The organism is Methanosarcina barkeri MS, from assembly GCF_000970025.1.
In the GTDB taxonomy this organism is placed as follows: domain Archaea; phylum Halobacteriota; class Methanosarcinia; order Methanosarcinales; family Methanosarcinaceae; genus Methanosarcina; species Methanosarcina barkeri.
The window spans coordinates 3,604,285-3,631,113 of the sequence record NZ_CP009528.1 but is presented as its reverse complement, the minus strand read 5'-3'; the positions used below and the strand labels follow the sequence as shown (position 1 = coordinate 3,631,113).

Annotated in this window: 23 protein-coding genes; 5 read left to right on the top strand and 18 right to left on the bottom strand. The window is 42.1% G+C overall.

From position 1 onward, the window contains the following. The first annotated feature begins 229 nt into the window (after positions 1-229). Positions 230-892 (top strand): HAD family hydrolase, encoded by a 663-nt coding sequence (locus MSBRM_RS14650; RefSeq protein ID WP_048121441.1) that lies wholly within the window; start codon positions 230-232, stop codon positions 890-892. Between the two features lie 45 nt (positions 893-937). Here the strand turns inward: MSBRM_RS14650 and MSBRM_RS14645 are convergent, their stop codons facing one another. From MSBRM_RS14645 to MSBRM_RS14620, 6 genes are all read right to left on the bottom strand, one after another. Then, entirely contained in the window at positions 938-2,851 is a 1,914-nt protein-coding gene (locus tag MSBRM_RS14645) for a beta-CASP ribonuclease aCPSF1 (RefSeq protein WP_048121439.1), read from the bottom strand. Positions 2,852-2,959: 108 nt separating this feature from the next. Beyond that, the gene (psmB, locus tag MSBRM_RS14640; RefSeq protein WP_048121437.1) at positions 2,960-3,595 is read right to left on the bottom strand and encodes an archaeal proteasome endopeptidase complex subunit beta; all 636 of its coding nucleotides are present in this window, start codon (positions 3,593-3,595) and stop codon (positions 2,960-2,962) included. 257 nt (positions 3,596-3,852) lie between these two features. Beyond that, a complete protein-coding gene (locus MSBRM_RS14635; RefSeq protein WP_048121435.1) occupies positions 3,853-4,365 on the bottom strand; it encodes an HD domain-containing protein in 513 nt (170 codons plus the stop codon). A gap of 10 nt (positions 4,366-4,375) precedes the next feature. After that, positions 4,376-4,870, bottom strand: a complete 495-nt coding sequence (locus tag MSBRM_RS14630) for a transcription factor (protein WP_048121433.1) — start codon at positions 4,868-4,870, stop codon at positions 4,376-4,378. 146 nt (positions 4,871-5,016) lie between these two features. After that, the gene (locus MSBRM_RS14625; RefSeq protein ID WP_048121431.1) at positions 5,017-6,192 is read right to left on the bottom strand and encodes an ATP-grasp domain-containing protein; all 1,176 of its coding nucleotides are present in this window, start codon (positions 6,190-6,192) and stop codon (positions 5,017-5,019) included. A gap of 20 nt (positions 6,193-6,212) precedes the next feature. Continuing rightward, the gene (locus tag MSBRM_RS14620; RefSeq protein WP_048121429.1) at positions 6,213-7,277 is read right to left on the bottom strand and encodes a 60S ribosomal export protein NMD3; all 1,065 of its coding nucleotides are present in this window, start codon (positions 7,275-7,277) and stop codon (positions 6,213-6,215) included. Between the two features lie 558 nt (positions 7,278-7,835). Between MSBRM_RS14620 and MSBRM_RS14615 the strand changes: the two genes are divergently transcribed. Continuing rightward, positions 7,836-8,828, top strand: a complete 993-nt coding sequence (locus MSBRM_RS14615) for an IS701 family transposase (protein ID WP_048155834.1) — start codon at positions 7,836-7,838, stop codon at positions 8,826-8,828. A 118-nt stretch (positions 8,829-8,946) separates the two neighbouring features. On the opposite strand, the gene acsC is transcribed toward MSBRM_RS14615, so the two are convergent. From acsC to cdhA, 6 genes are all read right to left on the bottom strand, one after another. Further along, the gene (gene acsC, locus MSBRM_RS14610) at positions 8,947-10,356 is read right to left on the bottom strand and encodes an acetyl-CoA decarbonylase/synthase complex subunit gamma (protein WP_048156187.1); all 1,410 of its coding nucleotides are present in this window, start codon (positions 10,354-10,356) and stop codon (positions 8,947-8,949) included. A 3-nt stretch (positions 10,357-10,359) separates the two neighbouring features. Next, positions 10,360-11,685, bottom strand: a complete 1,326-nt coding sequence (gene cdhD, locus MSBRM_RS14605; RefSeq protein ID WP_048123493.1) for a CO dehydrogenase/acetyl-CoA synthase subunit delta — start codon at positions 11,683-11,685, stop codon at positions 10,360-10,362. A gap of 240 nt (positions 11,686-11,925) precedes the next feature. Continuing rightward, positions 11,926-12,687 carry an ATP-binding protein gene (locus MSBRM_RS14600; RefSeq protein ID WP_048119844.1) on the bottom strand — a complete coding sequence of 254 codons (762 nt, stop codon included), beginning with the start codon at positions 12,685-12,687 and terminating at the stop codon, positions 11,926-11,928. A 59-nt stretch (positions 12,688-12,746) separates the two neighbouring features. Continuing rightward, positions 12,747-14,165, bottom strand: a complete 1,419-nt coding sequence (gene cdhC, locus MSBRM_RS14595; protein ID WP_048156183.1) for a CO dehydrogenase/CO-methylating acetyl-CoA synthase complex subunit beta — start codon at positions 14,163-14,165, stop codon at positions 12,747-12,749. Positions 14,166-14,189: 24 nt separating this feature from the next. Then, positions 14,190-14,702 (bottom strand): CO dehydrogenase/acetyl-CoA synthase complex subunit epsilon, encoded by a 513-nt coding sequence (gene cdhB / locus MSBRM_RS14590; protein WP_048121424.1) that lies wholly within the window; start codon positions 14,700-14,702, stop codon positions 14,190-14,192. Positions 14,703-14,704: 2 nt separating this feature from the next. Beyond that, positions 14,705-17,128, bottom strand: coding sequence for a CO dehydrogenase/acetyl-CoA synthase complex subunit alpha (gene cdhA, locus MSBRM_RS14585; protein WP_048121422.1), 2,424 nt, complete (start codon positions 17,126-17,128; stop codon positions 14,705-14,707). 1,577 nt (positions 17,129-18,705) lie between these two features. Between cdhA and MSBRM_RS14580 the strand changes: the two genes are divergently transcribed. From MSBRM_RS14580 to MSBRM_RS14570, 3 genes are all read left to right on the top strand, one after another. Beyond that, positions 18,706-19,329 carry a rhomboid family intramembrane serine protease gene (locus MSBRM_RS14580; protein ID WP_141706510.1) on the top strand — a complete coding sequence of 208 codons (624 nt, stop codon included), beginning with the start codon at positions 18,706-18,708 and terminating at the stop codon, positions 19,327-19,329. Beyond that, complete coding sequence (locus MSBRM_RS14575; protein WP_048156180.1) at positions 19,323-19,745, top strand: hypothetical protein; 423 nt, start codon at positions 19,323-19,325, stop codon at positions 19,743-19,745. The genes MSBRM_RS14580 and MSBRM_RS14575 overlap by 7 nt, the downstream gene beginning before the upstream one ends. Positions 19,746-20,152: 407 nt before the next feature. Next, a complete protein-coding gene (locus MSBRM_RS14570; RefSeq protein ID WP_048121417.1) occupies positions 20,153-20,737 on the top strand; it encodes a TIGR00288 family NYN domain-containing protein in 585 nt (194 codons plus the stop codon). Between the two features lie 38 nt (positions 20,738-20,775). On the opposite strand, the gene MSBRM_RS14565 is transcribed toward MSBRM_RS14570, so the two are convergent. The 6 genes from MSBRM_RS14565 to MSBRM_RS14540 all read right to left on the bottom strand — a co-directional run bounded on the left by MSBRM_RS14565 (position 20,776) and on the right by MSBRM_RS14540 (position 26,752). Further along, entirely contained in the window at positions 20,776-21,753 is a 978-nt protein-coding gene (locus MSBRM_RS14565; protein WP_048121415.1) for a methanogenesis marker 12 protein, read from the bottom strand. A 23-nt stretch (positions 21,754-21,776) separates the two neighbouring features. Beyond that, positions 21,777-22,130, bottom strand: coding sequence for a DUF2103 domain-containing protein (locus tag MSBRM_RS14560; protein ID WP_048123491.1), 354 nt, complete (start codon positions 22,128-22,130; stop codon positions 21,777-21,779). 268 nt (positions 22,131-22,398) lie between these two features. Then, positions 22,399-22,836: an ACT domain-containing protein gene (locus MSBRM_RS14555; protein WP_048123489.1), complete on the bottom strand. Its 438-nt coding sequence runs from the start codon at positions 22,834-22,836 to the stop codon at positions 22,399-22,401. 458 nt (positions 22,837-23,294) lie between these two features. Next, on the bottom strand, positions 23,295-24,599 hold the full coding sequence (locus MSBRM_RS14550; RefSeq protein WP_048123488.1) for a phenylacetate--CoA ligase family protein: 1,305 nt from the start codon (positions 24,597-24,599) through the stop codon (positions 23,295-23,297). Positions 24,600-25,251: 652 nt separating this feature from the next. Continuing rightward, positions 25,252-26,259, bottom strand: coding sequence for a DHH family phosphoesterase (locus MSBRM_RS14545; protein ID WP_048121413.1), 1,008 nt, complete (start codon positions 26,257-26,259; stop codon positions 25,252-25,254). 139 nt (positions 26,260-26,398) lie between these two features. Continuing rightward, a complete protein-coding gene (locus tag MSBRM_RS14540; RefSeq protein WP_048121411.1) occupies positions 26,399-26,752 on the bottom strand; it encodes a prefoldin subunit beta in 354 nt (117 codons plus the stop codon). Positions 26,753-26,829 lie beyond the last annotated feature (77 nt).

Here is a 26,829-nt window from a genome sequence, read left to right as displayed (position 1 = left end):
CAGCTGTTTGAAATCGTGGTAAACCTGACAAGGTTATGAAAAGTCATTTAACTCATAACATGAGTTGAAAAATATAAGAAGCAATTTAAAACTACGGTTCTGCCGGAGATTTTCCGGGAAAACTTTAAGACTTCAAAATCGTTTTTACTTTAATTTCCAGGAATCTTAGTTACCTTATTTCCTAGAACTTTAATTCCAATCACTAAGCTTTAATTCTGGAGTCAAAACTGTGTTAAAGGCATTAATTTTCGATATGGATGGCGTTCTTGTGGACTCCATGCCCTTCCATGCAGCAGCCTGGAAAAAGGCTTTCATTGAAATGGGTATGGAAATCCAGGACCAGGATATTTATGCAATCGAAGGTTCAAATCCCAAAAACGGCCTTCCTTTGCTTATCCGAAAAGCCAGACAAAAACCAGAAGCATATGATTTTGAAACTATCACTTCAATATACAGGAAGGAGTTCAAACGAGTATTTAAGCTGAAAGCTTTCGACGGAATGAGAGAGTGTCTTGAAGTCCTTAAAAAGCGTTTCCTGCTATCAGTAGTCTCTGGCTCTGACCATCTTATTGTTCACGGGATAGTTGACCAGCTTTTCCCCGGCATATTTGATATTGTGGTTACAGGAGACGATGTTAAAAATTCAAAGCCCGACCCTGATCCTTTTCTTAAAGCCGTTAAACTCCTTAATGTGCAGCGGGAAGAATGCATAGTAATAGAAAACGCTATTCTGGGTGTAGAAGCTGCAAAAAAAGCCGAAATCTACTGTATAGGGATTCCCACATATCTGAAGCCTTCCCAGCTTGATAGGGCAGACCTTGTGGTAGGAGATCACAAACAGCTAATGCAACATCTTCTAAGCCTTGAGCCAGCTCACGGGTTCAGGGTATAAAAAATTTAGTCACTTCTTCAAAAAAGAATTGGACCCCGGATGGGGTCACAGTAACCTTACGGTTTCAAGGTTTGTAAGCGCCCTGGTTTCAATTTTCAGTTTCTTATAAATTGAACTTGCCAGGTCAACGCAAGCTTTTTCGTCCCCGTGCTCAGTAAATACCCTTTCCGGACGAGGCTGCATCCTCTTGATGTAATCCATAAGCTGTCTCCTATCGGAGTGACCTGAGAAACCGTCAACTACCTGAACTTCCATGTTTAACTTCAGGGTTTCAGTACTTCCGCCTTTTCCTGTCATCGGAATTTCTTTCCATCCTTTCTGGATTCTACGTCCGATTGTTCCATCGGCCTGGTACCCTACAAACACCAGAGAATTACGTGGTTCGTCGGAAAAGGCTTTGAAATACTCCATAACCGGCCCTCCGTTCATCATACCCGATGTCGAGATGATTACACAGGGGTGAGGGTTCTGAATTATCTTCTGGCGCATGTCGTGGGAATCAACAGGCTTGAAGCATTCGGACAGGAAGGGGTTCTGGCCTTTCTGGAAGATCAGTTTCCTCAGATCATTATTCAGGTACTCAGGATGTGTAGCATGAATTGCCGTTGCTTCCCAGATCATTCCGTCCAGATAGACCGGAACTTCAGGAATCAGCCCTTTTCTTATAGACTCTTCAAGCACTATCATAACTTCCTGGCTTCGACCTACTGCAAAAGCCGGGATGATGCAAATTCCTCCCCTTTCCACAGTGTTTTTAACTACCATCTGCAGGTGCCTTTCGGCGTCCTTAAGTGAGGGCTGGAAAGCATTGGAATTCCCATAAGTAGCTTCACTGATAACAGTTTCGACTCTCGGAAACTTATTGACAGCAGGATCAAAAAGCCGCGTCTTCTCATATTTGTAGTCTCCCGTAAAGACGACATTATGGAGCCCGTCTCCAATATGGAAATGAGAAATAGCCGACCCCAGAATATGGCCTGCATTATGGAAAGTCAGTTTGATATCAGGAGCGATATCCGTTACTTCCTCGTAGTCCAGGGGAATTGTGTGTTTGAGAGTCTTTGCTACCATGCCTGACTCATAGGGAATCTTTTTCCCTTCTTTTGCTGCCACGTCGATGTAGTCAAGCTGGAGCAGCACCATCAAATCTCGTGTAGGGGGCGTACAGTAGACAGGCCCTTCATATCCGAATTTGAAAAGCAAAGGAACAAGCCCCTGATGATCCAGGTGAGCGTGGGTAACTATCACGGCATCGATCTGGTTTAATGGAAAAACTTCAGGAACATACAGGTAAGGAGTCATGTTTTCGTCCGAACCTACATTGACTCCGCAGTCGATCAGGATTCGGGACTCAGGAGTCGAGAGCAGGAAACAACTCCTCCCCACTTCTTTGCAGCCCCCAAGTGATGTAACCCTTACCCACTGATCTTTAGAGGTACACTCTTTGTGAATCTTCCTCCCCACTGATTTAAGAATCTCTTTTCTTTCCTTGAGGTTGTTTCTCATAAATTCCCTTACATTCTTTACTGTACGGGATTTGATAGGGGGAGTCCGCACAACCTTTGGAATCCAGCCAATCTGCTTTGTGATCTCACGGAGGGTTGCTCCGTGCTTTCCTATCACAAGACCAGGCTTTTCAGCTTCAATAATTACTTCTCCGGAATCTGGGTCAAAATAATAGCTTGAGATTACGGATTCTTTTGGAACAACTTCTTCGATTATAGAAATAGAGTCTTCAGCAGTTGCAAGTACCCTGGGATCAGGGCGCATGGCAATCCGCGTTCTGAGTTCTTTTGCGAGGTTGCGAATAATGTTCCCGTCGTCCGCGAATTTGCGGGGCTCTTCGGTATATAGCACAAGCTGAGGCCCTTCAAATTCCACGTCGGTGATTGTAACTCCCGCGGGTAGATTTTTCTCAATTTTATGTTTGAGGTCTAATAGCACATCTTCAATAGGCATCAAGAATCTTCCTTTTTGTCAAAAAATGGAAAAGTATATAGATATTGGAAAAACGATAGGGTGAAAAAGATGTTAGTTTAGTGTTAAAATAAAAACCAACAGTTTAAGTTATTTAGGTAATGAAGCTCTTATGGATTTTACTTCTTCAGGGTCCAGCCTTCTGAACGCCTCCTTAGTAATCACCACTACATCAATGTTCTCTCCAGACGCTGAATCTCTTTTAGTCGCATTGTGGATCGCCCGGATAGCAAGGTCAAGGCCTTCTTTTACAGTCATATCTTCTCTATACTGGTCTTCAAGTACCCCATATGCCATGGGAGAACCGGAGCCTGTAGCCGAAATTCTTGTCTCTTCAATACTTCCTCCAAGAGCGTCAAGTGAGTAGATCCCAGGCCCATTTTTGTCAACACCTCCTATTAGGAGCTGGACCATCATGGGATAGTAACGGTTAGAATTTAAAAAGTTTGACATTAAAGTTGCAATACCTTTTATTGTCATCGACTCGTTTCTACGCATCTTATAGAGCTGTGATTCCACATTTACGAGCCGCACAAGCTGTTGGGCATCCCCTACCGAACCGGCGGTAGTCATTGCTACAAGGTCGTCGACTTGGTAAACCTTCTTTGCAGTTTTACTTGCGATGAAATTCCCCATTGTGGCTCTCTGTTCACTTGCGAGCACGATACCATCGGTACAAACTACTCCTACGGTAGTTGTGCCCTTTAAATATTTGTCATTATCCATAAACATACCCTCATAATAAGTTAAAAATGAGAAAATGTCGCTAAAAAAAATGTTTTAGTGAGGTAAGTATTTTTAACTTAAATAGCAGGATTTAGCACTTCATTATCTCATTATTAATATCGCTATATATAAGTTTTCCTTCTCTTTTTTATTGAAAGCGTCTATATTTAAATTCGAAGGAAGATTTGGCAAAATAATTTCATTTCTTTTCGTTTACAGGAGATTCAAACCTCCTTATACCTCGAAAAATCCAAAATTTAAAGAAAAAGTCTCTCGACCTCTTCAGCAAGTTTATTTATTCTCTGAATCACATTTTCAGGTACCTCTTGCTTCCGCATGAGCGCAGTTCTCTCAGCTACAGTAATCCTTTTCGTTCCCTTAACAAGGTTATCGGCATGAGCAACGATTTTTTCCTCAAGGCTTCGTGGAAAATAATCGTCCTCCGGAAGCCCTAAACTCCGTGCCTCTTCTTTTGAGATCCCTGCTCCTATATGCCTTTTTATTATTTCAGAAATCTCTGGCTCGATTCCCTCAATCCTGGCTAACCTGTACCCTTCTACTGCATGAGCGATTTTATGTGTTTTACACCTTCCTAAATCGTGAAGAAGAGCCCCGACTTCCACCAGTTCCGGGTTTACGTTATGCCCTGATGCTTTTGCTTTATTTGCAATCTCGACTGCGAGTGATGCAACTTCCTTGCAATGTTCTATGACATTTGGAGCACATCCGTTTTCCTCAAGCAGCTTTATTGCTTCGGCTCGGGTAGTCAAGGTAGATCACTTACGCTGAACTGAGAGCATCTACACGTTTTCTCAGTACATCAATAAAATGGGAGTTGTCGTAGAAGACCAGGTCTTCTCCACACATAGGGCAGAGAAATTCGGTTTCTGTAGCTTCGTCAAAAAGAAGGCGAACACAACCCTGAGGGCACATATAGAAGACATTATTCTCCTCAAACTCAAGGCGAGTCTTCAGGTTACGGAGCAATTTTTTCTTTTCCTTCATAAGCTGGTGCTCTATGTCAGAAAAATCCAGGCGCCATAGGTATGTCAACCACCCACTGTTTGAATCTCTCTCCCTGCGACATATTGCAAATTTATTTTCGTTTAATATGAAGAGCGTTCTCCTCACGGTGTTCAAAAGAACATCGGTCTTTGCCGCAATTTCTTCATCCGTAACCTCGCCTTCAGGCATTTTTTCAATCATTTTTAGCCCGTCTTCCCCTACAAGGCTCAGGAGGTATCCTCTAATTACCTTGTCATTTAAATCAACCAATATGTTCACCTCGCAAATGCCAGTATGAATTGGACATACCAGTATTAAAATTTACATTCCCCTTTTCCGGAAACATTTCTTAGCCATAAAAAATTGAACATTCTTAACATTCTTAACTTTTAATTTTCATATATTCTTGGCAAATCTCAGGTATCTTCTCTTTTCAGCTGGTTTTCAATAAAAGCTCTTATCCTGTTTGCCCCTTTTTCAAGCGATATAATTGCCTTTTCCCTGGTAGAGGTACACGCGAAAAGGGAAGTAAGAGGCCCATCAGGCTCTACAACAGTCCCCTGGAAGGGAATGTCAGCGCCTTTTTCCCTTAGAATGAGCTCCATGAGCTTTTGATCTATAAAAAGTTCTCGATCCGAGTAGATAACTCCTCGTGCAGCAAAACCTTTAGCTTCGGGTTTCTCAGGAAGTTCTCCTCTAAAACAGCCAGCATGGGCTTCAAAAAGGTTAATGTTCATCGCCTTCTCGACAGTATCAAGACTTCCCTGGAATCTCGGGTTTATTTCAAGTACTACAGGCCCTTTTTTTGAAGTCAGGAAATCCACTCCGTTTGAGCCGAGGAGCTTGAAATCAAGCATCAGTTCTTCAGCAAGGGCTTCCATTTCCTCAGCTTGATCTGTCCTGAAAGGGGTTATATTTCCACAATAAGCAAAGGGTAGCCGCGAAAGCCAGGTTATTCCTATAAGCTGTTCGTTTACAGCCACTGACAGAGCTTCGTTCTTTGTAGAAAGCAAGGAAACACTTGAAGGTGTTCCTTCCAGAAACTCCTGAATAACAATAGTCTCTTCTGTAAGCTCTGGATTAAGTCCTTGTAACTCCTCAAGGATGGCTAAAAGCTCCTGTTTGCTCCTGGCAATTCGGTTGAAAATTCCTCCTCCACCTGAAGCTGGCTTAATCATAACTGGATATTCTATTGCGTCCAGTTCTTTCGGGGAATAGCAGCGTGGATGAGGGATTCCAAGGGCTTCAAGCTTTTTTGAGAGATAAAGTTTATCTGAGGCCTTCTGCATGGCATTCGGACTGCTGGCGAGTACAGGGAAGGGGAAATCATTATGGTTAAGCATTTCCAGTCCCGAGCCCGGAACAAGGGCATCAAACTCAAGTCCAAACTCAGCCATCTGAGCCTTTATCCGGGAAGCTTCGAGCTGGTGTAATTCCTGTATGGTTCTGCACTCGAGAAATGCTGATGCATAGGCGCATTCCCGAAGGTCAAGATCACAGAAAGCATCTATAGAGCAGACTGTATAGCCAGCACGGCTTGCAGAGCAGACAACATTCCGGGTATCAAATCCGATTACAAGGATATTCTGCATGTTTCCTCTTTATGGACTATTTATTTTGCTTGCGGAATCTCAGAATGCGCCAGTGCAAAGATCCCATAAGGGGTTTTCAGGACAGGAATTTCACTTCCTGCTTCTGCATTGAACGACATCGGTTTCTTTATGGCAACAGTCTCATACGTTTCAGGGTCGAGAACCAGAATTGCGTTGTCTTCGATTGAGACCAGCACTGTTAAAACCGTATCTCCTATGTTGCCTATTTTCTCTGCTCCTTTTAACTCTTCAGGGGTTGAGATAAATCTTGAGCCGTCCTCAAGGGAAGTTCCATTAACCTTTTTTCCGGAACTCTTTATCTGAATAATCTTTCCTCTGAACTTTATCACATCTCCTGGTCTGAATTCGGGAAGGCGTACAGCAAAAGTAATCCTGTAAAGATTCTTCCCATCTTTCATTCCGACAAGGGTAGGAGATTCGGAAAAGTTACCTCCAAGTTCTGAGGTGATTAGCCTACATATCTGCCTGCTGGCATTCATGGAACCCATGTAAAGGTCTATTCCTCCCTTTTGCTCGACTTCTTCACTTATAAACGCAAGTCGGTCACCCTTTTTTCTCATGCTTTCCGTGGCTTCTCTGGCGATAGCCATAGAGCGTTTTTTCTCTTCTTCTGTAGGAAACCTGCCTGCTGCCCTGATCTGGATAATCGCTTCAAAATATCCTCCTGACTCCCTGCTGCACATATCGCAAGCTGTTCGCTGAATCCTTACCTCAGTCTCAGCTTCTGCGTGCACAGGCTCTTCCCTGACCACTGCATCGACTTCAGCTCTTACCATATACATATAAGGCGTAATCTCTCTGGGTTCAAGGTAGACTTCCACATCTCCGGCTTCGTTGTGGATGAAAAGAGTATCTTCTACGGCCTTTAGCACTACATCTTCAATATTACCAACATCTTCCCACCGGCCTCTATGAAAGTGTGCTCCGCAAGCTGAACATATCCTTACATGGAGTACATGGGGCAATTCAATCAGTTTGAAAGTCTCAAAAAAACAGTCCTTGCAAACTGAGTCAAAGAGCTTGTAGCATTCTCTGCCGCATTTAGGGCATGTAATAAAATTCATCTGTAATCCTTACTTATAGTCTTCTTGGAGTAGTAACAATCTTCTTGAACAATAGTCTTCCTGGAAGAATAATTTTGAAAATATCAGGAAGGAAAATTTCTGCAGTATATTTAAGCAATTGACCTGTTAAGCTTACTCATGCTATTTAAAAATAGCTGGAGTTGCTAATTTCCTTTTAGTATTCAGGCTCCCCCAATTATTTGAGTGCAAAATTAGCAAAGAGTATATGTCCTTTTTTAATCGACTAAGTTATGATTTATTTGTAACTTATTTATAAATTATTTACTAATTATATTTTAAATGTTCATTAAATTTGTACTTGTCTTATATAAATATTTCTTGGATTCAAAAGTATCAGAAATACTAAAAATTAATTTTCATAGGTCTCGTTTTTCTGAAAGTCAAAGCTACTTTAGTACGAAACTCTCTAAAAAAACACTAAACATATAATTTCACAATTTTTAAAAAAAATAGGACTTACGCAGTTAAAATGCCGAAAACTTGATATCTTTATAAATATACTTATGGCTTAGTGTTTCTCTAAAAACGTACGGAGTTATGGACATAAATCCACCTAAGTGTACCGACATTGACTACATTAATTTTCTCATTGCGGCTTCTAACGTTTTTAGCTGTACTGAAGCTGCTAGATGTTATCCAGACATAGCTAATGCTCCTTCTCATGATGCTTTTACTCGTTGCCTTCAAAGGCAACCTCCAGACACGGAAGCACTATGGGAGGAAGTAAAAAGTTATGTCAAGCTTAAGGGAGGATACCTAATTGTTGATGATTCAACATTAGATAAACCATACGCAGAAGAAATTGCTTTTGTTCGTCGTATGTGGAGTGGAAAACATCATCGTACTGTAAAGGGAATAGGCCTGGTTACCTTAGTTTGGACTGACGGTACAACCGTTATACCTATCGATTTTCGAATTTATAACATCGATGTAGACGACAAAACAAAGAATGACCATTTCCGTGATATGCTTGACAAGGCCGAAGAACGTGGTTTTAATCCCAAATTCGTTTTATTTGATACATGGTATGCAAGTGTGAAAAACCTTAAAGCCATTAGACAGAAAGAGTGGCATTTCCTTACAAGATTGAAAAATAATCGTTTGGTAAATCCTGACAACAAGGGAAATGTGCCACTTGAAACAGTAGATATTCCTCCAAAAGGACGTGTGGTTCACCTCAAAGCATATGGATTTGTAAAGGTGTTTAGGATAGTTTCAAAAAATGGAGACACGCAACACTGGGTTACAGATGTGCAAGAGATGGATGAAGCAAAACGTGAAGATTTGGCAAAGAAGTCATGGAAAATTGAGGAATATCATAGGGGAATAAAACAGTTCTGTGGTGTCGAAAAATGTCAGGCAAGAAAGGAAGAATCACAAAGAGCACATATAATGTTCTCATTAAGAGCTTTTCTTAGACTGGAATTACAAAGAATCAAAAGTGGAATATCCTGGTTTGAAAGTGCTATGAAAATTAGAAGAGTGGCAGTGACAGAATACTTAAGGAATCCCCAATACACGTTAAATTAATTCAAATATTTGAAAGTTTGGAAAAAACAATATGCTAGGAGCCAACTGCGTAACTCCTAAAAAAGAAATTTCCGTGTCTTTATGACACGGAATATTAATATTCAAATTTATTTTCTACTTATTTCTTTGGAGGCCAGTTCTTTTCCATAAATCCAGGCAGTCTTCCTGAATCCATTGGGCCCACAAGAATATTTGCACTGAGTTTGTCCTCAAGGTCACCCTGTAGACGTGCAGCCAGACCCGGAGTGATTACAGTGTTGTGTGTAACATCCTTCTTGAGGTCAAAGCCTGATTTATCAAAAGCATCCTTTACTTTGTCCGCAGTCAGCTGGCCACCGGCAACAGATGCTTCTACACCAATACCATCGGTGTTAACTGCAAGAAGCCAGCAGTCGATACCGTTTGAGGAAAGGTCGCTCTCTACTGTATAATAAGTCAGAGCAAAGTTTGTGGTAAAGAGTACAGGTGAATCCGCTGTTGGGTTTCCTACCTTGTACATCTTTGAGTCCACAGCCACAGGAGTCCTCGGGTCGGTATAGATTGTCTCGGCCATGTGCACCTCAGGAATGGTGGCGTATGGCTCCATACTGTGGAGAATCATAATATCGCCATACCTGATAGTAAATACGGCAGCCATTGCAGTTTCCCAGTACGAGGCGCTGACAGGGTCCGAAATTCCAGCCATCCATGCAGTAAACGGCAGAGCCATGATCGGGTATGCGATCTCTGTATCTCCCATAATGCCTGCTCTCCTGATCTTCAGGAAATTGCTGAAGGATTCCTTCATGCCTTTACCTGTTGGACAAGTTCCTGGGTCAAGTACAATGTTCTTAATACCTGCCTCTGCAAATGTTTTTGCAAGAGTCTTGAGGGCATCAAGGTCATTTACAGCTGAAACCACCACAGGCACATTGTATTCAAGTGCTAGTTCGCCTATTTCCTTCCAGTTGTCCTTGTTTGCAGCGTAGAGCAGTGGGTTTGCATCCTTTGCCGCTTCAAGTCCTGCTTTAAGAACTTCAGGGTTAAAGGAACAGAATATCATTGGTATGCCAACTTCTGCAACTTTCTTAACCGCTGCTGCGAACTTTGCAGGATCGTTTGATACAGACCTGATTGCCACACCGTCAAGGAGCAGGTGTCTCCCGACATAGAACTTCTTGAAGTTTGCAATATTCTTCACTCTTTCAACAAGTGCGGCTTCTTCCATTGTGTCCGTCACATCGAAGAACATCTTCGTCTTATTGAAGAAAGTCAATTTGTGACGGTAAAGCACATCGTCGCCCCCGATCTTGACTGCTCTTTCACCCACTCCGACTTCCACTTCTTTAATTTCAGGTGCAAGTAGTCTGTCAAGTTCTGCAAGCTTCTTTGCAAACTTCTTCTCTTTAATCAATGGTGAGCAGTCTGTTGTCTTTCCTGACCTGTCTATGAGCTTTGAAGCAAATGCCATACATGTTGCTTCACCGCATTCTCCACAGTTGGTCTGCGGGAGGTATTTGTAAGCTTCTAATGGGCTGTTTATCTTCATTTTTCACACCTCCGCTCCGATCCAGTTAGCAATGTCAACCGGCTCTGCCTCAATTGAACCGAATAATGTCTGGGTAATCTGCTTCAGTACAGCAACTGATGTTGGGTGCATCATCATGAAGAGATCGTTTCCTGCAATTGCAAGTGACAGTCCAGTAATGATTTCCCATATAGGTCCTCTGTATTCTCTTGGTCCCCAGTCCGAATCTTCCTTCAGTGGTGAGCTCACCATCCATGACTCACGGGCACCCCATGCGTTTGTAGTACCAGAAGACATTGGGAAGGTCAGTTCATCGTCACCCATAAGTGCTGCAAGTCTTATACGCTCCATGTTGGTGTATGCGTAGTCTAGACCATAACCAAGTGCTGCAGTTGTTGGATCCATGATGATCCTGTCTCTTGGGACATTGCACTGCTTCATGAGCTTCCTGTTAAGTTCCTTCTGTGAGTTCATATCAAGCTGAGTCCATGACAGAACATCGTGGTCATACTTTAATGCAGCTTCTGCAATCTTTGCGTAGTCAAGGTTCAGGCTAGCAGATGCAATAAGGCAGCGTTCTCCTTCTGCCACTTCTGCTGCCTTTGCAAGAACCTCCGGGTCTTTCTGTGGGTTCCCTGAACCGCCGATTGCGATTGGTACATCAACAGCCTGTAGTACTTCTTCCACCGTCTTTGCTGCTTCCTTTGCCGGTGTGTCCTTAATCAATGGGTCTGTTGAGATCAGGTGGATTGTGATCATATCTGCGTTGAACTTCTCCACGTTCTTCTTTGCCCATTCTCCAGGGCTGTCCATTACTTCATCATAGTTCACCTTGACGGCTTTTGCAAGCCCGATTCTCATGTCAAACACATCAATTGTAACCTGATTCCTGTTTGGCATTACGGCATCCGGGAAGAACGGCAGAGCTTTCTCTCCACCAAGCATGACCCTCTTTCCACGGCTTCCACCATCTGCAGATGTGTTGCCTATTGGTACTTCCTGAATCTGATTTGCCCATTCTGCAATGTTTTCAAAATCGAACTTGGCAGGAATGAGGTCCTTAAGTTTCGGTGCTGCCAGAGCAGGGGACACTGCAGGAGCAGCTGCTGGAACACCAGCTGGGGCACCAATGCCTACAGGTACTCCAAACATGCTAGCAAGTCTTGCGAAGTGCTGTGCGAGTACTGCATTCTCCTGTCCTAGAAGAGCAGCAAGCATCGGGTCAAAGCCGCCTCCGAGTCCATTGAGCTCAATCTCAACGTCCCCTTCAATAGTTACACCTTCAAGGGAGAGTATGTCCATGTCCTTGAACATGTCTGTCATTTCTGATAATTTAGCTTTCTTTGCCATGTAAACCTCACCTTTTCCGTAAATTTTCCGTTTTGATGAGTTACTTAAATAAAGAAATAATACAGATTTTACTTCCAGATTCTTCCCTTTATGGAAAGAATAATTAGGGGCAGAAGCAAATCCTGCTCCATATTTCACATGATTTTGAATGTCATTTCAAGCCCTTAAAACGGGCAAAGAATCTATATCTTATTTCCTGAACGGTTTTTGCAATATCACAGGTTTAATAAGAAAACGGGATTATAATCCCAGTTTTTTTATAATATTTTCGATTTCTACTGCAGCAACCGAGTCATCCGAAATTTGGAAGAGAGGTATGCCTTTTATATCCATTTCCTCTATTTTTGGGTCTAGTGGGATCATACCTATCATACTAAGTTTCAGATCCTCTGCCAGTTTGACAAGCTTTTCTCGGTTAGTATCTGTAACCTTATTTGCAATAACGTGAATTCTACCAATGTTTGAGTCCAGTTCATCCACAAGTTCATGAATTCTCTCAGCAGTTCTAAATCCCCTTCGAGAGGCGTCTGTTACGACAATCAGTTCATCTATATCCCGGATAATTTTCCTGCTGAAATGCTCAAGCCCTGCTTCTGCATCAATGATAACGATATCATAATTCGCTATCAGTTTATCCATGATGCCCCTGAGAAGGTTGTTTACATAACAGTAACATCCTGACCCTTCGGGCCTTCCCATTACCAGGAGGTCATAACCCGGCATTTCTTCGATGATCTCATAAATCTTGCTTTTAAGTACCGCCTCTTTATTCATGTCGGGATGTTCAGGCTTTGGTTTTGTGATTTCGGCCTGTAAATACTCCTTTGCATCTCCGATTGTTTTTACGTTCTCACAGCCAAGAGTCTCAGGAAGGTTAGTATCTGCATCTGCATCAACTGCCAATAAGAACTTCCCTTTTTTGGAAAGGGAGCGGATCAGAAGAGCCGCTACCGCTGTTTTACCAGTCCCACCTTTTCCCGTTATTGCAATTACTTTTGTCACAGAATACCCCATGGATTGTTTTTCGTTGTAGGCGATTACCTGTCGTCACCCAACTACGTTTATTCCTTCTTCTCGCTGACGATCATTTTGTCAATGGAGATCTTTGCATTCTTGAAAGTGATCTTTATTCCACCAGCTTTACCGGCAGGCATCATTGGCATTGAAGCCATTGCAGGCATCTGGAAACCTGCTGCAGGCATCATCATTGGAGCTGCTGCAACAGCTGTTTCCTCTTCTTCTTCCTCTTCTTCTTCCTCTTCCTCTTCTTCTGCAGCTGCCCAGTTAGCAACGACCGGGTGGTTCTTCTCCTGCAGGAAAGCCTTCAAGGACTCGATGTCAGTTGCATCGTTCTCAGTTGCGATCTTGTCTTTGATGTCTTCAGGAATGGTTTCTGCAATCTTTTCCTTGAGCATGGCAGGGAGCCAGACAACTCTGTTCCAGCCTCCATCCGCCTGGATGAACTTGGGTGAATAGAAGTAGTTGACCCCAATACCGAGGAAACCTACTATCTGCTTTCCGCCTCCTGTCTGACCGGCCATAGTTGAGAAACCAAGTCCATTTGGTGCCATTCCCTGGTATTCTCTGTTAACCCATCCGATACCGTCAACTTCAGGGATATAGAACCCGACTACTTCGAAGCAGCCACAAGAGGTGTGTGGTGAGTCGAAGAATGAGTGGAGTTTAATCTTGTCGAATTCACCACTTGAAAGTTTCTTTGCAATCTCATTTACACCTGAGTATTCACCTGTATTGTCATCGAGAACTTCACCCTTTTCAATTGCGAACTGTGGGCCTTCTGGGTCTACTTTTGCGGCTGCACGGCCGTCAAACCAGTTGATTGCACCACATAGTGAGATTCTGTCTGGAGAAACCACACATACGTTGGTTGGAGCAAAAGCCTGACATAGAGTACATCCATAGAAGACATCGACATCTTCATCGTGTAGGTCCTTTGTCCTTGCATCTCTTGCCTTGAAGATCTCCTTTGCCTCTACCATTTGCTTTTCGACTTCGGCCTCGTCGGTGTAGAAGGTCACCTGCATCTTCTCAATAAAAGGAAGCTCTGTCTTGAAGAGCATCATGACAGCTTTTCCGAAAGGTTCGAAGGAGTCCATCTTTGCAGCTGTGTCCTTTGACATTCTCATCCATACATCGTATCTCTGGTTCAGGTGCATAATGCCCTGGCAGTAGTTTACGAAGTCGTGGACACGCCTTTCGACGACAGACTCAAGGTCAGGCTCTACCAGTTCTCCGCCGATGTGGAAAATCATTGCCCAGGGATATGTTTTGCCCTCTTCCATTTCCTTTAGATCAGGACCGACGATCGTAACTTTGTCATCTTCGATCTCGTCCATGTCCTTTGCACGGACAAGTTCCAGACCCATGGATTTCGGGCCGCCGAGTTCAACAAACATTCCATCCTTTCTTACTCTTTCTCCTTCAAACATTGGAGAAATCTCAAATGGGAATTCTGCCATTATATTTTGCCTCCTAAATCAAAGTTATAATGCGTTAATAAGTTCATCCAGGGCAGCATAGTGGTCTGCCTTACTCAGGTTCCCGAAGGACATAGTTGCGTTCTGGATGTAGTTTCTGTCAATTGCTATTGCTTTTACATCTGAAAAGTTCTTTGTTCCGGACAGCACCTGATTAATATAGTATTTTATGTGTCCTAAAACAATGAGTGTGTCATAGGTTCCATTGCCATCAAGCCCTGGCCAGTTAGGATCAGTTACATAAAAGCCGAGCTGGTGAAGATTAATGTACTTGGCTTTGACATCCTTGTCCACAAAGCCAGGCATTGAGCTGCCGGTTGCTGCAATAGGGATGTCTTTTGCTTTTGCAATCTTCACTGCCCTGTCCAAGAGTTCAGGGTCAAGGATTTTGGTCCCAACCACAAGAAGTGGCCTCTTTGCTTTTGCAATCAATTTAGCTGCGATCTCTGGAGTTGTTGTTTTTGCAGTTGTTACTCCGTAGCTGGTGAAGAGCTTGGTATTTTTGGTAGTGTCTACCATTTTCAGGCCCCCTTGCAAAGTCTCTTGAGGTTAGTTGGCTGTGCTGAGACGTCGAATTTGATCTTCGGACCGGAAATTATCTTCTTCCTCTTCCAGTCAATTTCCCAGCCATGCTCGGCTTCCAGTCTCTTGAGGAGTTCCTCACGCTTGGCAAGTGGGAGGTCAGCTTCAGTTCTGACGAACTTCCACCAATCTTCTGGCTCTACACCAAGGTACTTCTTGGAGAGTTCCATCCAGTGGGTCAGCTTTATGGACCTTCCCATGCTGTTATCGGACGGGCGGATGCAGGCTTTTGCCATCATCGGGATTGCTTCCTGCCAGGTTTCTGCAGTTGTCAACAGGAATTCCGGTGCTGGTGGAATGTTCATCTCTGAACCGTCTCTGGCATCATAGACTTTCCACTTGGACTCGTCATAGTTCTTGGCGATCAGGGCTCTCCTGTACTTGGAACCATGGGGGCCGAGTACTGCAGGGATACCAAAAATATTACAGCCGGTACCAATTGCAGCAGCCTTCTGTGAGTATCCACCCCAGGCAAGTCCACATGCACCTACACGGTTAAGTGTATAGTCTGCAATTTCAGCAAGGTTTCCTGTCATGTTTCTCTGAGCAAAGATTCCGGCAACTTTTTCGGCAGCTCCACTGATGTGTGCATTGGACACACAGGAACCAGTGTTAAGCAGTCCACCACCTGCGAATGTACCTGGGTACTTTTCGTAAAGGGTCTTGCCATCCTCGTCCTTGTACATACCGATGTCCATTGCGGAACAACCGCTTACAGCCAGGAGGTAGTTTCTCTTCAGGAACTCTTCGGCGATGAGGTAGACATCTTTAGTACCAGCTGGATAGTTCGGGCATCCGATAATAGCGATGATACCTGGGGTAGTTCCCATGACAAGGTTCAGGCCTTCTTTCCTGATTTCCGCGTCACTTGCCTGTCCTCTGCCAGCTCTGACCAGCCCTTTCTCTTCGCTGATAGCCTTCTGTGCAGCTTTCTCAATCACGTTTACGATTGGGATTTCTTTCTTACAGACCTGTTCACAGCGGCGGCATCCAATACAGCGGTCATGGAGAGCTTCAAGGTATTCGTAGCTTCCTTTAGCTGCAAACTCCAGAGCTTCTGGGATATCCAGTTCTTCTGGGCATGCAAGCCTGCATTCTCCACACTTGACACACTTGTCGATATATACCTTGAATTCTTCATCAGTCGGAATTGCTGTTATGCCTTCTGCGTCGCGGATTGGAGCCATTACCTGGGCAAGCTTCGGGACAAGTTCTCCAAGTTTTTCATAGTCAAGTACTACGCAACCAGGGATTGCTCCTGATTTTAATTCCTCAATTATTGAATCCACATCTGCGTCTGTACGGTCCGGCAGGCCCATCATTATCTTTTCATTAGAAGCGATAACAGGGATCTTGAGCTTCTGGGATTCTGACAGAACATCACCGCGGACGCACTGTTCATCGACAACAATTACATCAGGCATTCCGGAGCGGATAATCTTCAGTTCTTTGGCCAGGGACCCTACGATCTTGGCATATGGAGCTCTTCTGTCGGCTTCTTTGTACCTGGTCATATCGAATGCGGTACAGCAAAGCCCGGCAATTTCCATCTTGTCGGTCAGGTTGTTGTCTTCCATATAGTCCATAATATAAGTTACACCGGCAACATTGTGTCCGATTGCGACAATGAGCGGCTTGGACTTGTCAATAGCTCCCATTCCAATTTCAATGAGTGGGGCTTCGGGGTCAGCTTTCGGAAAATCGTATGCTGAAACCTGAGCGATATCAGAAACTTCCATACCAACATGGTCAAGACTGCCGCTGAAGAGGGCTTTTGAATCGTAGTCAATTTCTGCGCTTTCCTGTCCTGCATGGATAGTTGCAAGTAGCTGAGTGAGCTCTTCTTCAACATACTCCATTGGAGCCCTGCATTCTCCAAGAGTCTTCGGCTTGTATCCTGTACAGATTGTGACATTTGGAGTCAGGACGTTCGATTCTCCGAGACTTATCGGGTAGTCTTCACCAAAGACTTCTATTACATGTTCAAGCAGGTGACGACCGTGGGCAGCGTGACATGCAGTACCTGTAATCACACGAAGGAAAAATTCCCTTCCTGTGTGGCCTGCCATGTCAATACCACAGGCACCTCTCTTATTTTTAGACAGGTCGCATGGTCCATAAGTACAGTAGCAGCACTGGTCACACATGGGGGTCAAGACAGGTTCATAGCGGTTGAGCAGGATAAAGTTCCAATCATTTCTATAAGCTGCCATATTTGCCAGAGGTGTCGGGCCCATCGGTCCTGACTCTTCCTCTTTTGCTTCTTTGGCAACCTCCTTTGCTGCCCCTACAATGTTGTTAATAGTGATCTGAACGGATTCGAGATCTTCGATAGAAAAACTCCCGGTAGTTAGTTTGCTCATTTGAGCTTTACCTCCTAAATTTGTATAAAGTCGACTTTACCAAGACGATTGCAATTTTTAATTTTTCGGCGTTTGTAATTACCAAACACTCCTTGCCGTCTGCTTAAAGTTACAACCGTGTAAGTAAATGTACTTCTGGCAAAATATTATTCGTCAATTTTTTCAAATAACAAGTATTTTACCAGCGTTTTTCCAGTTAAAGTCGTTTTTAGAGGGAATATTCTCTACATAAAAGTCGTTTTTAGGGCTTAATCTCTCTTCAAAACCATTTTTACGCCCATTGTCTCAAAAAAACCGTTTTTGCCAACGATTGAGACCTTAATCATAAGCAGAGGTCGCTACCGATGGATAATAAACACTAATTAAATGTCTTAACGTACCAAATCTATATAATATTTTCTAATTTGTAACACGCATTTCGAGATGGGTAAAGTGGGAATGTTCAGAATCAGTGGACTTTATGAGTTTATTTTAACTATTCTTTCAAAAAAGAAATTAGTGCCTTTAGATATGGTTTTTTCAGTAAAATCTGTTATAACACTAGTGTTATATCTCTTTGTGCTATTTATTGTTAACAATCACATTTTTCACTCATGTTTACTACGAATTATTATGTAAATATTTGTTACTATATGAAGTACTAATTCTTACTCAAAATATATCTTTGCAGATAATATAAAATCATATAAATTTTTTAAATTTTATAATTATCCCTTAAATAATTAAATGGAAAATTATTTATAGGCTTAGCATTGCCATACTGCTTTATACAGTAAACGCCGTAAACTATTTTTGTATTTTCACAGAAAATAAATAAAAATAAAATTTTTATTTAAATATAAATCAATTTATTCTTTAAAAAAAATACTACATATTCGGATAAAAAAAGCATTGATCCATTCTCCAATAAGTCCACTCTTAAACAGGTTCATTTTTGAACATTATGAAAATAACTTTTCAGGAAGAATTGGTTTTACTCTTTCCACGCTTCAGGAAGAATTGGTTTTACTCTTTCCACGAGCTTTAGTCTCTTTATTTCATCAAAGATTTGGACGAGGGTAAATTGGCTTAGTTAATAATAGCCTCTGAAATGCGGAATTTTAAATAAGGTGAACGTCTAAGCCATAATATCCGGATAATTTACTGGCTTATAGTCACGCCTACAATTATTGCAACAAAAACTCATTGTACCTTATTGAGTAGTTGCATTATTTATCCTCGTGACTATACGTATAAAGCATTTAAGTAAGCACTCTATTAATTCAGAAGCGGTTCTTAGAATTAAGAGTCAGTTCTCAGAATTAAGAGTTTTAAAGTAATATAAATATCAATGATCAAGTCAATGAAAACAATATTACCGATCGATATCATTCTAAGCTGAGATTCTCATCTGGGTTACAGGTGAGATACTTTAAGCACCTCAAGTTCTATAATTGCTTCAACTTCAAGGCAGTATTAATATGATATTAAATGGAGATAATTGGAACATAAATTGGAGAGTAATTGGAATATAAACCGGAGAGTAATTGGAAATATGTTTAACCTTAATGCAGCTTATATCCCTGGAGGCGGAACAGGTGGCAGGTAAAAATTCTGTTTTCGCAAGCCCGTCACTATCAATCATTGTCCTTTGTACACTTTCATTCTTCTTGGAAATGATTCCGGGCATAGGTGATGCCTATTTTAACGCTTTTTATTTTGACCCTAATTATCTTGTAACAAGGCCGTGGACGCTTATTACATACATATTTCTACACAACGGTTTAGTTCATCTTTTATTCAATATGCTCGTCCTGTACTTCTTCGGAACTGCACTTGAGCGGCGGATCGGGAACAAACAGCTTCTGGCAATTTTTTTCACTGCCGGAGTTCTATCGGCAATAGGGTATACCTTTTTAAGTCAGCCAATATTCAATATCTCGCCTGGCCCAATGATTGGCGCAAGCGGAGCAATATACGGAGTCTTTGCAGCTCTTACAATAATTGAGCCGGATATTCGTGTCTATGTTTACTTTGTCCCTATGAAACTAAAACATGCCCTGGTGCTTTTTGCTTTACTTGATTTTCTTATGGTTAACTCATCGGACATGATAGCCCATACAGCCCACCTTAGCGGTCTCTTTGTCGGTCTTTATATGGGTTTCCGCATAAAGAAAATTCAGGAAAATGCTCTGAGATCCAGATACATCGGCAGGTGGTAACTCTGGAAGGAAATGACCTTCTAGAGGGCGCATACTACTATCCGAGACCCTATCCAGGAGAGAAAATTCCTATCCTGGTTTTGAATTTCAGGAGACTATGTGCAGCCTGGTCTCCGGAATTGAAAAAGACCCTGTACTTTGAAAAAAAACCTGATGATGAAAATCTGAAAAGGGTACGGGAAATTAATCTTCTCCACGTCTATGATTGGCTTGCGGGTAGGGAAGGAGTGATAGAGCTTACTGATTCGGAGTTTGAGCAGTTCATGGAAGTTTATGAGACTTTTCTGGAAAGGCTTGGAGAAATCCAGTACCTCAGACGCAAAAAAGGAAGAAAAACGGAAAACATTTTTGAACTCAAAGAATCTCCATATGTTATTCGGGAAGTAAAAAAGGGACTCTTTTCCAACAATTTATAAATAAAATTACTACGTTTTATAGATCTACGTTTTATAGATCGGGATTTTTGTTTTGCCGGAGTTTCTTCCTTCCTGTTCGCAGGAAGACTCTCAGGTTTTTCAATCCAGTCGTTCATAGAAGGATAGAGTTGCAAACTTTGATTGCCTTAATATGCAAATGTTTTACTACAGAAAAGCAGATATAAGGTATCATCGGATTGAATGCAAAATTGTGGTATTAAGATATAAACTTAGAAATTCGGAACTTTAAACCTCAAATGCTGATCGTGGAAGCATAAACTCTGTACCGGCAGATTGGAGGGCTGCTGGAAGTGTAGCTTCCCCCAGAGTTAGTGCTATATAATCATATGGCGCAAGCAAATAAGGTACAGGTTCCGTGAACTGTAAGATCACAGAGGACATTGATAATGAAACCTGTAAAAAGCGGAATCGACTCAATATCAAAATACCTCCGCTCGAAAAAAGAAGTTGGCAGGCGGAAAATAGGACTTTTAGTGGATGGCCCGAATATTCTCAGAAAAGAATTTGATGTAAATCTTGAGGAGATAAGGGACGTCCTGAAAGATTATGGGAATATCAAAATCGGGCGCGTTTTTCTTAACCAATACGCCTCTGACAAGCTTGTGGAAGCTATCGAAAATCATGGGCTTGAACCTATAATTTGTTCGAGCGATGTTGATGTGCGCCTCGCAGTAGAGGGCATGGAGCTAGTATATAATCCTAATATTGATACTCTTGCAATTGTTACAAGGGATGCGGACTTCAAGCCTTTGTTGAACAAAGCAAATGAGCATGGCAAAGAAACTATCATTTTTGGAGTTGAGCCCGGTTTTTCCACAGCGTTAAAGAATTCTGCGGACTATGTTATTCTTATGAAGAAAGACAGAATGAGCAGTTATGATGAGTCCAATGAAATGGGGTCCGGTGAAGGAAAAATTGATGCATCGGAATATCAGGACAGTATGTACGAAGAGTCCATAGAAAAAACCTAATTTATGCCTGTCCCTTTTGATATTCCTTTCTTACTTTTTTAATGGTAGTTAACTTCTACGCCAAGGATTTCTTTCTCTCCTGCAAAAACATCACGTGCTATCTCGGCACAGCCTATTGCAGCATGCCATTTTCCAAGACACTGACATTCTTGCCCCAGATGTGCATGGATTTTTTTCTGTACATATCCAAATTCGCCTACGGATCCAGCAAGAAAAACGTCTCCGATTGTTTTATAGTCCTTAAGAAGAAGCTGCATTGACGCAATTTCCATGGCGGCGAACAGTGAAATAGTATCAAGAGCCAGGAGGGCAGAGCTTTCTTTTTTTTCGGCTGCAAGGAGTAGTTCTTCCCTATCTTTATATGGAGTCATTTTCAAAGCTCCGGCTTCCATAAAAGCCTGGTTGGCGGTGCGGTATCCGTTATCTACGTCCCTTATAGCTTGCAGGTCAAGGGGCCCGTGATGAACACCCGGGGCAAATATGCAAGCATCGATTGCTCCAATTACCTTCCCGTCGGCAATGGCAAGAGTAACAGTATTTGAACTTATATCGGAAACCACGAAGTTATTATAACCAAGGCGCAGGATGTGGTAAGCAATTCCTAATTTCTCGGGACTTGTTAGATGGGAAAATACCTTCATTCTAGGATCTACCTTGCTCTCCGTATGAAGTCCAGGGATTGCTATTGCCGGAATTCCAGAGTTCCGAATGGCATCAAAAACTCTTGTACCCCCTCCTGTCTTTTTTCCTGCTCCTTCAATACTTTTGAGCCCTCTTCCTTCAAGATTCCTGATATCATTTATTGTGGAAAAACCATCTCCCATCGAATACGTCAGTGCAATAAGGTCGATTTTCTCACGCTGAATTCCAAAATGTTCCTCAAGCGAGGTCAAAATCTCATTTTCGGACATGGCTGCTGCCTCAGCTCTCTCAAGTTCAAAGGTATGGGTACTTTCTCCTTCTATGAGAGCAAAACGCATTGCAGTTGTGCCATGATCAATCCCTATAAAGGCCAATTACCTGTCTCTCCTTTAACGCCTCAGAAGGCAGTTTTCAAGATTTCGTTCAGTTCATCCATAATTCTATCTCCCTCGTCAGCGGTTCCAACTGTTGTTACCAGTCTTATTTCCTGAAAACTCCTGCCTTCAGAGAGCAATAGCCTCAAATTCCCTCTCGCATCCGCACGCAGTGCTTTCCCAGTGAGGCTGCCTCCCGCAACGCCTTTTACAGAAATTACGGTTGGGATTACTTTTTTTACTTCAGGGTGCTGGCTTACAAGCTTTACAAGTTTTTTACCAGCCCTTCCCCCGATGATTGTCGTATGTACTCCACCAAGCTTATTTTTCAAGGAGCTTTGCGCGTTCTCCTGTAAGTTAGTTTTGTTTTCCGTCATTGTAGTCAAACCGGTAATCTGTTCCCCTGACAACTTTTTCCTTTTCTTATTTGTCGTTTTTATATTTATCACGTATATCTATTTATCCGGTTAGAATCTCAAAGAAGTGTTGCAGACTATAAACCTTCTTATCAAGGTTTTGTCCTGAAGCCAGAAGCTATAAAAAAAGGTATCTCCAGGATCTCAGAAACACAGAGCGCCAGATCCTGGATTATGTCGTTTTTCTCTAAAAACGCTTTTTTGGGAAAGTCCGTTTTTTTCGTTAAAATCAGATATTTTCAAGTTCCTTCATGCTTATGAGCCTGATGCCTTCTTCTTCAAGTGTTTTAATTGCCTTTTCAATGTCATTGACCCTGACTATTAAAAGGGCTTTCTGATCCTTGGTGACAAAAGCATATGCATAGTCAATGTTGATCTTGACTTTTCCGAACACTTCTGCAATACGTGACATGCTGCCTGGGACATCGTTCATTTCGATTCCCATAACATTGGTTTCGGAAACGGTAAACCCTGCATCATGGAGTATTTTGTGAGCATAGTCGGATCTGTCCACAACCATGCGGATTATTCCGAAGTCTCCGGACTCGGCAATGGTAAATGCCCTGATATTTATGCCGGCGCTTTTCAGTTTATTTGCGACGTTTGCAAGTCTGCCAGGTTTATTTTCCGCAAAAAGGGAAATCTGCTTTATAATTTTATCTTCCATTCCAGCACCCATGTCCTTATATTGCTTGTTCTATGTAATTATACTGTTTATCCTTATTCTCTCTTACTTCTTTTTATAGTCTTCTTGCCAGAGTATAATATGAGTTCCTATGTCAATATAATATAGTCTCTATGTATACTTTAAGCTTACATACAGTTTTTAAGCTTATGACCAGTTATAATCAACTCAGTAATAAATCGTCTATTTAGAGTGTTATCTACTGGTATTGTTCTTGTATATAAACCTAAATCTTTTCTGCACTGGCTATTTAATATTACATCTGTGAATTTTAATTATATCTATGAACTTAATATTACATCTAAGAACTTTACTTTACGTCTGGCTCAGCATTGAAAATGAAACTCAAAAGTTCGTCCCCAAAAAAGTGAAACCTGCAGGGCAGTAATATTTGCAGGTTTTGTTTTATTTGCAGGTTTTGTTTTCGCTCTTTGAAGCTTTCAAATCTTTCGCTTATCGATAACTTTCTTTGATTTTCCTTCAGAGCGGGGCAGAGAGCCGTGCTCCACCAGTTCTACCTGGACTGCAAGATTAAGTACACTTTTTAATGCACTCGAAATCTTCTTTTTAAGTGCCATCATGTCTGACATTTTATCACTAAAAACAGACTCATTCATTTCAATCTGGACTTTCATGGAGTCAAGGGGTCCAATCCTGTCTACAATGATCATGAAATGGTTCCCGACTTCAGGAATCTTCATGAGGACCGATTCAACCTGTCCTGGGAACACATTGATGCCGCGTACGATAATCATATCATCCGAACGCCCGCTGATGCGTGTAATCCTGGGATGGGTTCTTCCGCACACGCAGGGCTCCGAAATCTTTCGTGTAAGGTCTCTTACTCTGTAACGGATTAGAGGAAGAGCTTCTTTATTGAGAGTCGTGATTACGAGTTCTCCAATCTCGCCATCAGGAACAGGCTCATCTGTTTCGGGATTAATTATCTCAACAAGGAATTTGTCTGCCCATATATGAATTCCGCACTGTTCTGAGCATTCGGTAAAGAGAGGCCCGCTCATTTCCGATGTTCCGTAAATATCAATAGCTTTAATCCCTGATTCGTCTTCTATACGTTTCTTGAGTTCTTCGGACCAGGGCTCGGCTCCGAAAAATCCCATCTTTAATTTAGTGTCATCCCTGATACTAATGCCTTCTTTCCTTGCAGTCTCAATCAGATAAAGGAAGTAAGAAGGCGTGCAGGCTATAGCAGTGACGTCAAGGTCTCTCATAAGCTCAAGCTGGCGTTCAGTATTTCCTGAACTTGTAGGAAGTACGGTTGCACCCAGTTTTTCGCTTCCGTAATGAGCACCGAGTCCACCTGTAAAAAGTCCGTACCCATAACTTACCTGAAGGATATCATTTTTCCCCAGTCCAACAGAAGTAAATCCTCTTGCAAGAGATTCTGCCCACTCATCAATGTCATTCTGGGTATACCCTACGACTATAGGTTTGCCTGTAGTACCTGAAGAAGCGTGGAAACGAGTGAGTTTTGAGTTAGGGACGCAAAACATACCAGTTGGATAGGTATCTCTGAGATCCTGCTTAACTGTAAAAGGTAACTTTCTGATATCTTCAAGAGTTTGGATGTCTTCCGGCTTAACTCCGTGTTCATCAAACTTTTTTCTATAAAAAGGAGAGTTTTCATACACATAATGTACAAGTCGCTTCAACTTTTCTTCCTGCAGCTTATTCAAATTCTCTACAGGCATTGTCTCTATCTCAGGATCCCAGTATTCTGGCATTTTTTCACACTCTGTATATCTTATGTTCTGGGCTCTCGATATCAGGCCCGACATTTTCTAGCTTTTTTCCTGCACATCTCATTTCATGCCGCTTTAAGGTCATGTTTCAGTTCTCTTCATCTCTCTAATATTGCTTTTTTACTCCGATTGCTTTCTTACTCCGGAGTTTATTATTTTCGAGTTTATTATTTTCAACGGAGATATACTTCCGGCAAATATAATATGAAGATTGGCTGGATTAATATGAAGATTAAGCTAGATTCTCATATAAATATTAGCTGTTAAGCCGAAAAAAGATTTTATATGTAAGCCCGAAAGCTGGATGCATAAAGGGCGAAAGTCCACCGAGTGATCAATATATGGATTTTGTGATAATTCGGCAGGTTTGCGCATCCGGTAAATTCTATAATTCCCGGATTACGTTACCGGATTCCATTACGATTCAATTACCGGATTCAATTACTGAATGTAGTTATTGGATTCAGTTCTCGAACTTCCGGTTTTATGAGACAAAATGAGATTTCAAGTATACTATGAATTTAGGGATTTTTGAAGTATATTCTGAAGAATGAACTTCTTTTGATTTTATTCTGAAAAATAAACTTCTTTTGATTCAATTCTGAAGAATGTAACCTCTTTTTACTTGGAGAAATCACTCATTTTCAAACTCTTCGATATCATCCTCAAAAGAGATCTCTTTTGACGTTCCTCCAAGAGAAGTTTCCAGAATTTTCTTTGTTCTTTCCCTGCATTTATCCAGCACTTCTTTCATGTCACCGATCACATCGATTCCGGCAGCCCCGGAATGTCCGCCGCCTGTGCCATTGTATTCGTTACCTATATCTTCCATTAGCTGGCCAAGGTTAACCCCGGCACTTACAACGTCACGCTTTGCTCTTGCACTTATCCTGACGCTTTCACCTTTGGATGTACCAACAAAAGCGACATCTGCACCGATATTAATGAGCATGGAAGACGCAGAACCTCCAAAAGAGCTGACATGGGAAGATGCTATCAACATATCCTGCACTCTGTCGAGCTCGATGCGGCTTGCGGCTTTCAGGATAGCTATGCGCATGGAAATATCCTGTGGGGTAGCAGCCATAAGGTCCAGTACTTCCCCGTACTCAATGCCGCTGTCCTCTATGATTCTCGATACTGTCCGGAATGTATCTGCCGATGCATGTTTGAAATGCCCGGTATCAGTTACGATTCCCGTGAGCATCCCGATCCCCACCCGCCGGTTAATAGGTGCTCCCATTGCTTTTAAGATATTGTAAACTATTTCTACGGTAGAAGTACTGTTCCTATGCAGGAAAAATTCGGAATTTTCTGTCAGAGCAGTAGTTGTATGGTGATCGATCACACAATACCTGGTAAGCTCCAGATCATTTAATTGCGCTTTTGTGGAGGTATCAACCACAACGACAAAACCGTAATCCGCAGGATTGGGTTTATCCACAACTTCAATGTCAAGTCTATCTATAAGCACAGCAGCTACACGGTTGCAGCCATCCACAAGTCCGACAGTGCCTCCTATAGCTTCGGAAAGGGCAAAAGCACTGCTAACCGCGTCCGGATCTGCATTCCGGTGACACAAATACAAAATATTCCGATAGTCAAGGAGCCGGTTGAAAAACTCCGCTTCATCAACTTCCATTGTCCACTCTGGCTATCGTTTTTATAGGCATTGATCTCCCTGGATTCAAGAATTTTGAGATTTTTGCATGGTTTTTTTATGACTTTTGGCAAAGTTATACTTTATTTAATATTCCTTTATGCTGGAATGAAAAATAAAATTATTGTGCCCTGGGTCCCAAAGCCTGCTGAATCTGCTCCTGAAGTTGTTTAAAGCGAGATGTGAGCCTTTCTTCCTGCCTGGATATGGACTGAAGCCTGAGTGAGAGTGTTTCTTCCCTGTCTTTCAGTTTTGTAATGGACTCTTCCTTGTTCGTTTTTATTACTAACTCCCCTACATTTCGGTAGACTATTGCGTCGTCAGTGAGTCTTTCCAGCTCGTCAAGAGCCATCTTTGACTCTTTTTGCATAGCTTCAACCTGTGATTTTTGCATAGCCAGAGCCTGTATCTGCTGCTGTATCTGCTGAAGCTGTGCTATCTGGTTCTGAATTTGAGGAGGTAATTCTGCAGTCATATGATTTTCACCTGAGTCCTCAATAAACCTGAAGGGATTTTAATGTTTCTGTCCTTACAGCTTCTGAAAAGTTTCCC

Excerpts from the sequence above, each read along its gene's own strand:
- MSBRM_RS14645 (WP_048121439.1), bottom strand. The coding sequence starts at position 2,851 with ATGCCTATTGAAGATGTGCTATTAGACCTCAAACATAAAATTGAGAAA.
- psmB (WP_048121437.1), bottom strand. The coding sequence starts at position 3,595 with ATGGATAATGACAAATATTTAAAGGGCACAACTACCGTAGGAGTAGTT.
- MSBRM_RS14625 (WP_048121431.1), bottom strand. The coding sequence starts at position 6,192 with ATGCAGAATATCCTTGTAATCGGATTTGATACCCGGAATGTTGTCTGC.
- MSBRM_RS14620 (WP_048121429.1), bottom strand. The coding sequence starts at position 7,277 with ATGAATTTTATTACATGCCCTAAATGCGGCAGAGAATGCTACAAGCTC.
- MSBRM_RS14615 (WP_048155834.1), top strand. The coding sequence starts at position 7,836 with ATGGACATAAATCCACCTAAGTGTACCGACATTGACTACATTAATTTT.
- acsC (WP_048156187.1), bottom strand. The coding sequence starts at position 10,356 with ATGAAGATAAACAGCCCATTAGAAGCTTACAAATACCTCCCGCAGACC.
- cdhD (WP_048123493.1), bottom strand. The coding sequence starts at position 11,685 with ATGGCAAAGAAAGCTAAATTATCAGAAATGACAGACATGTTCAAGGAC.
- cdhC (WP_048156183.1), bottom strand. The coding sequence starts at position 14,165 with ATGGCAGAATTCCCATTTGAGATTTCTCCAATGTTTGAAGGAGAAAGA.
- cdhB (WP_048121424.1), bottom strand. The coding sequence starts at position 14,702 with ATGGTAGACACTACCAAAAATACCAAGCTCTTCACCAGCTACGGAGTA.
- cdhA (WP_048121422.1), bottom strand. The coding sequence starts at position 17,128 with ATGAGCAAACTAACTACCGGGAGTTTTTCTATCGAAGATCTCGAATCC.
- MSBRM_RS14570 (WP_048121417.1), top strand. The coding sequence starts at position 20,153 with ATGAAACCTGTAAAAAGCGGAATCGACTCAATATCAAAATACCTCCGC.
- MSBRM_RS14560 (WP_048123491.1), bottom strand. The coding sequence starts at position 22,130 with ATGACGGAAAACAAAACTAACTTACAGGAGAACGCGCAAAGCTCCTTG.
- MSBRM_RS14555 (WP_048123489.1), bottom strand. The coding sequence starts at position 22,836 with ATGGAAGATAAAATTATAAAGCAGATTTCCCTTTTTGCGGAAAATAAA.
- MSBRM_RS14550 (WP_048123488.1), bottom strand. The coding sequence starts at position 24,599 with ATGCCAGAATACTGGGATCCTGAGATAGAGACAATGCCTGTAGAGAAT.
- MSBRM_RS14545 (WP_048121413.1), bottom strand. The coding sequence starts at position 26,259 with ATGGAAGTTGATGAAGCGGAGTTTTTCAACCGGCTCCTTGACTATCGG.
- MSBRM_RS14540 (WP_048121411.1), bottom strand. The coding sequence starts at position 26,752 with ATGACTGCAGAATTACCTCCTCAAATTCAGAACCAGATAGCACAGCTT.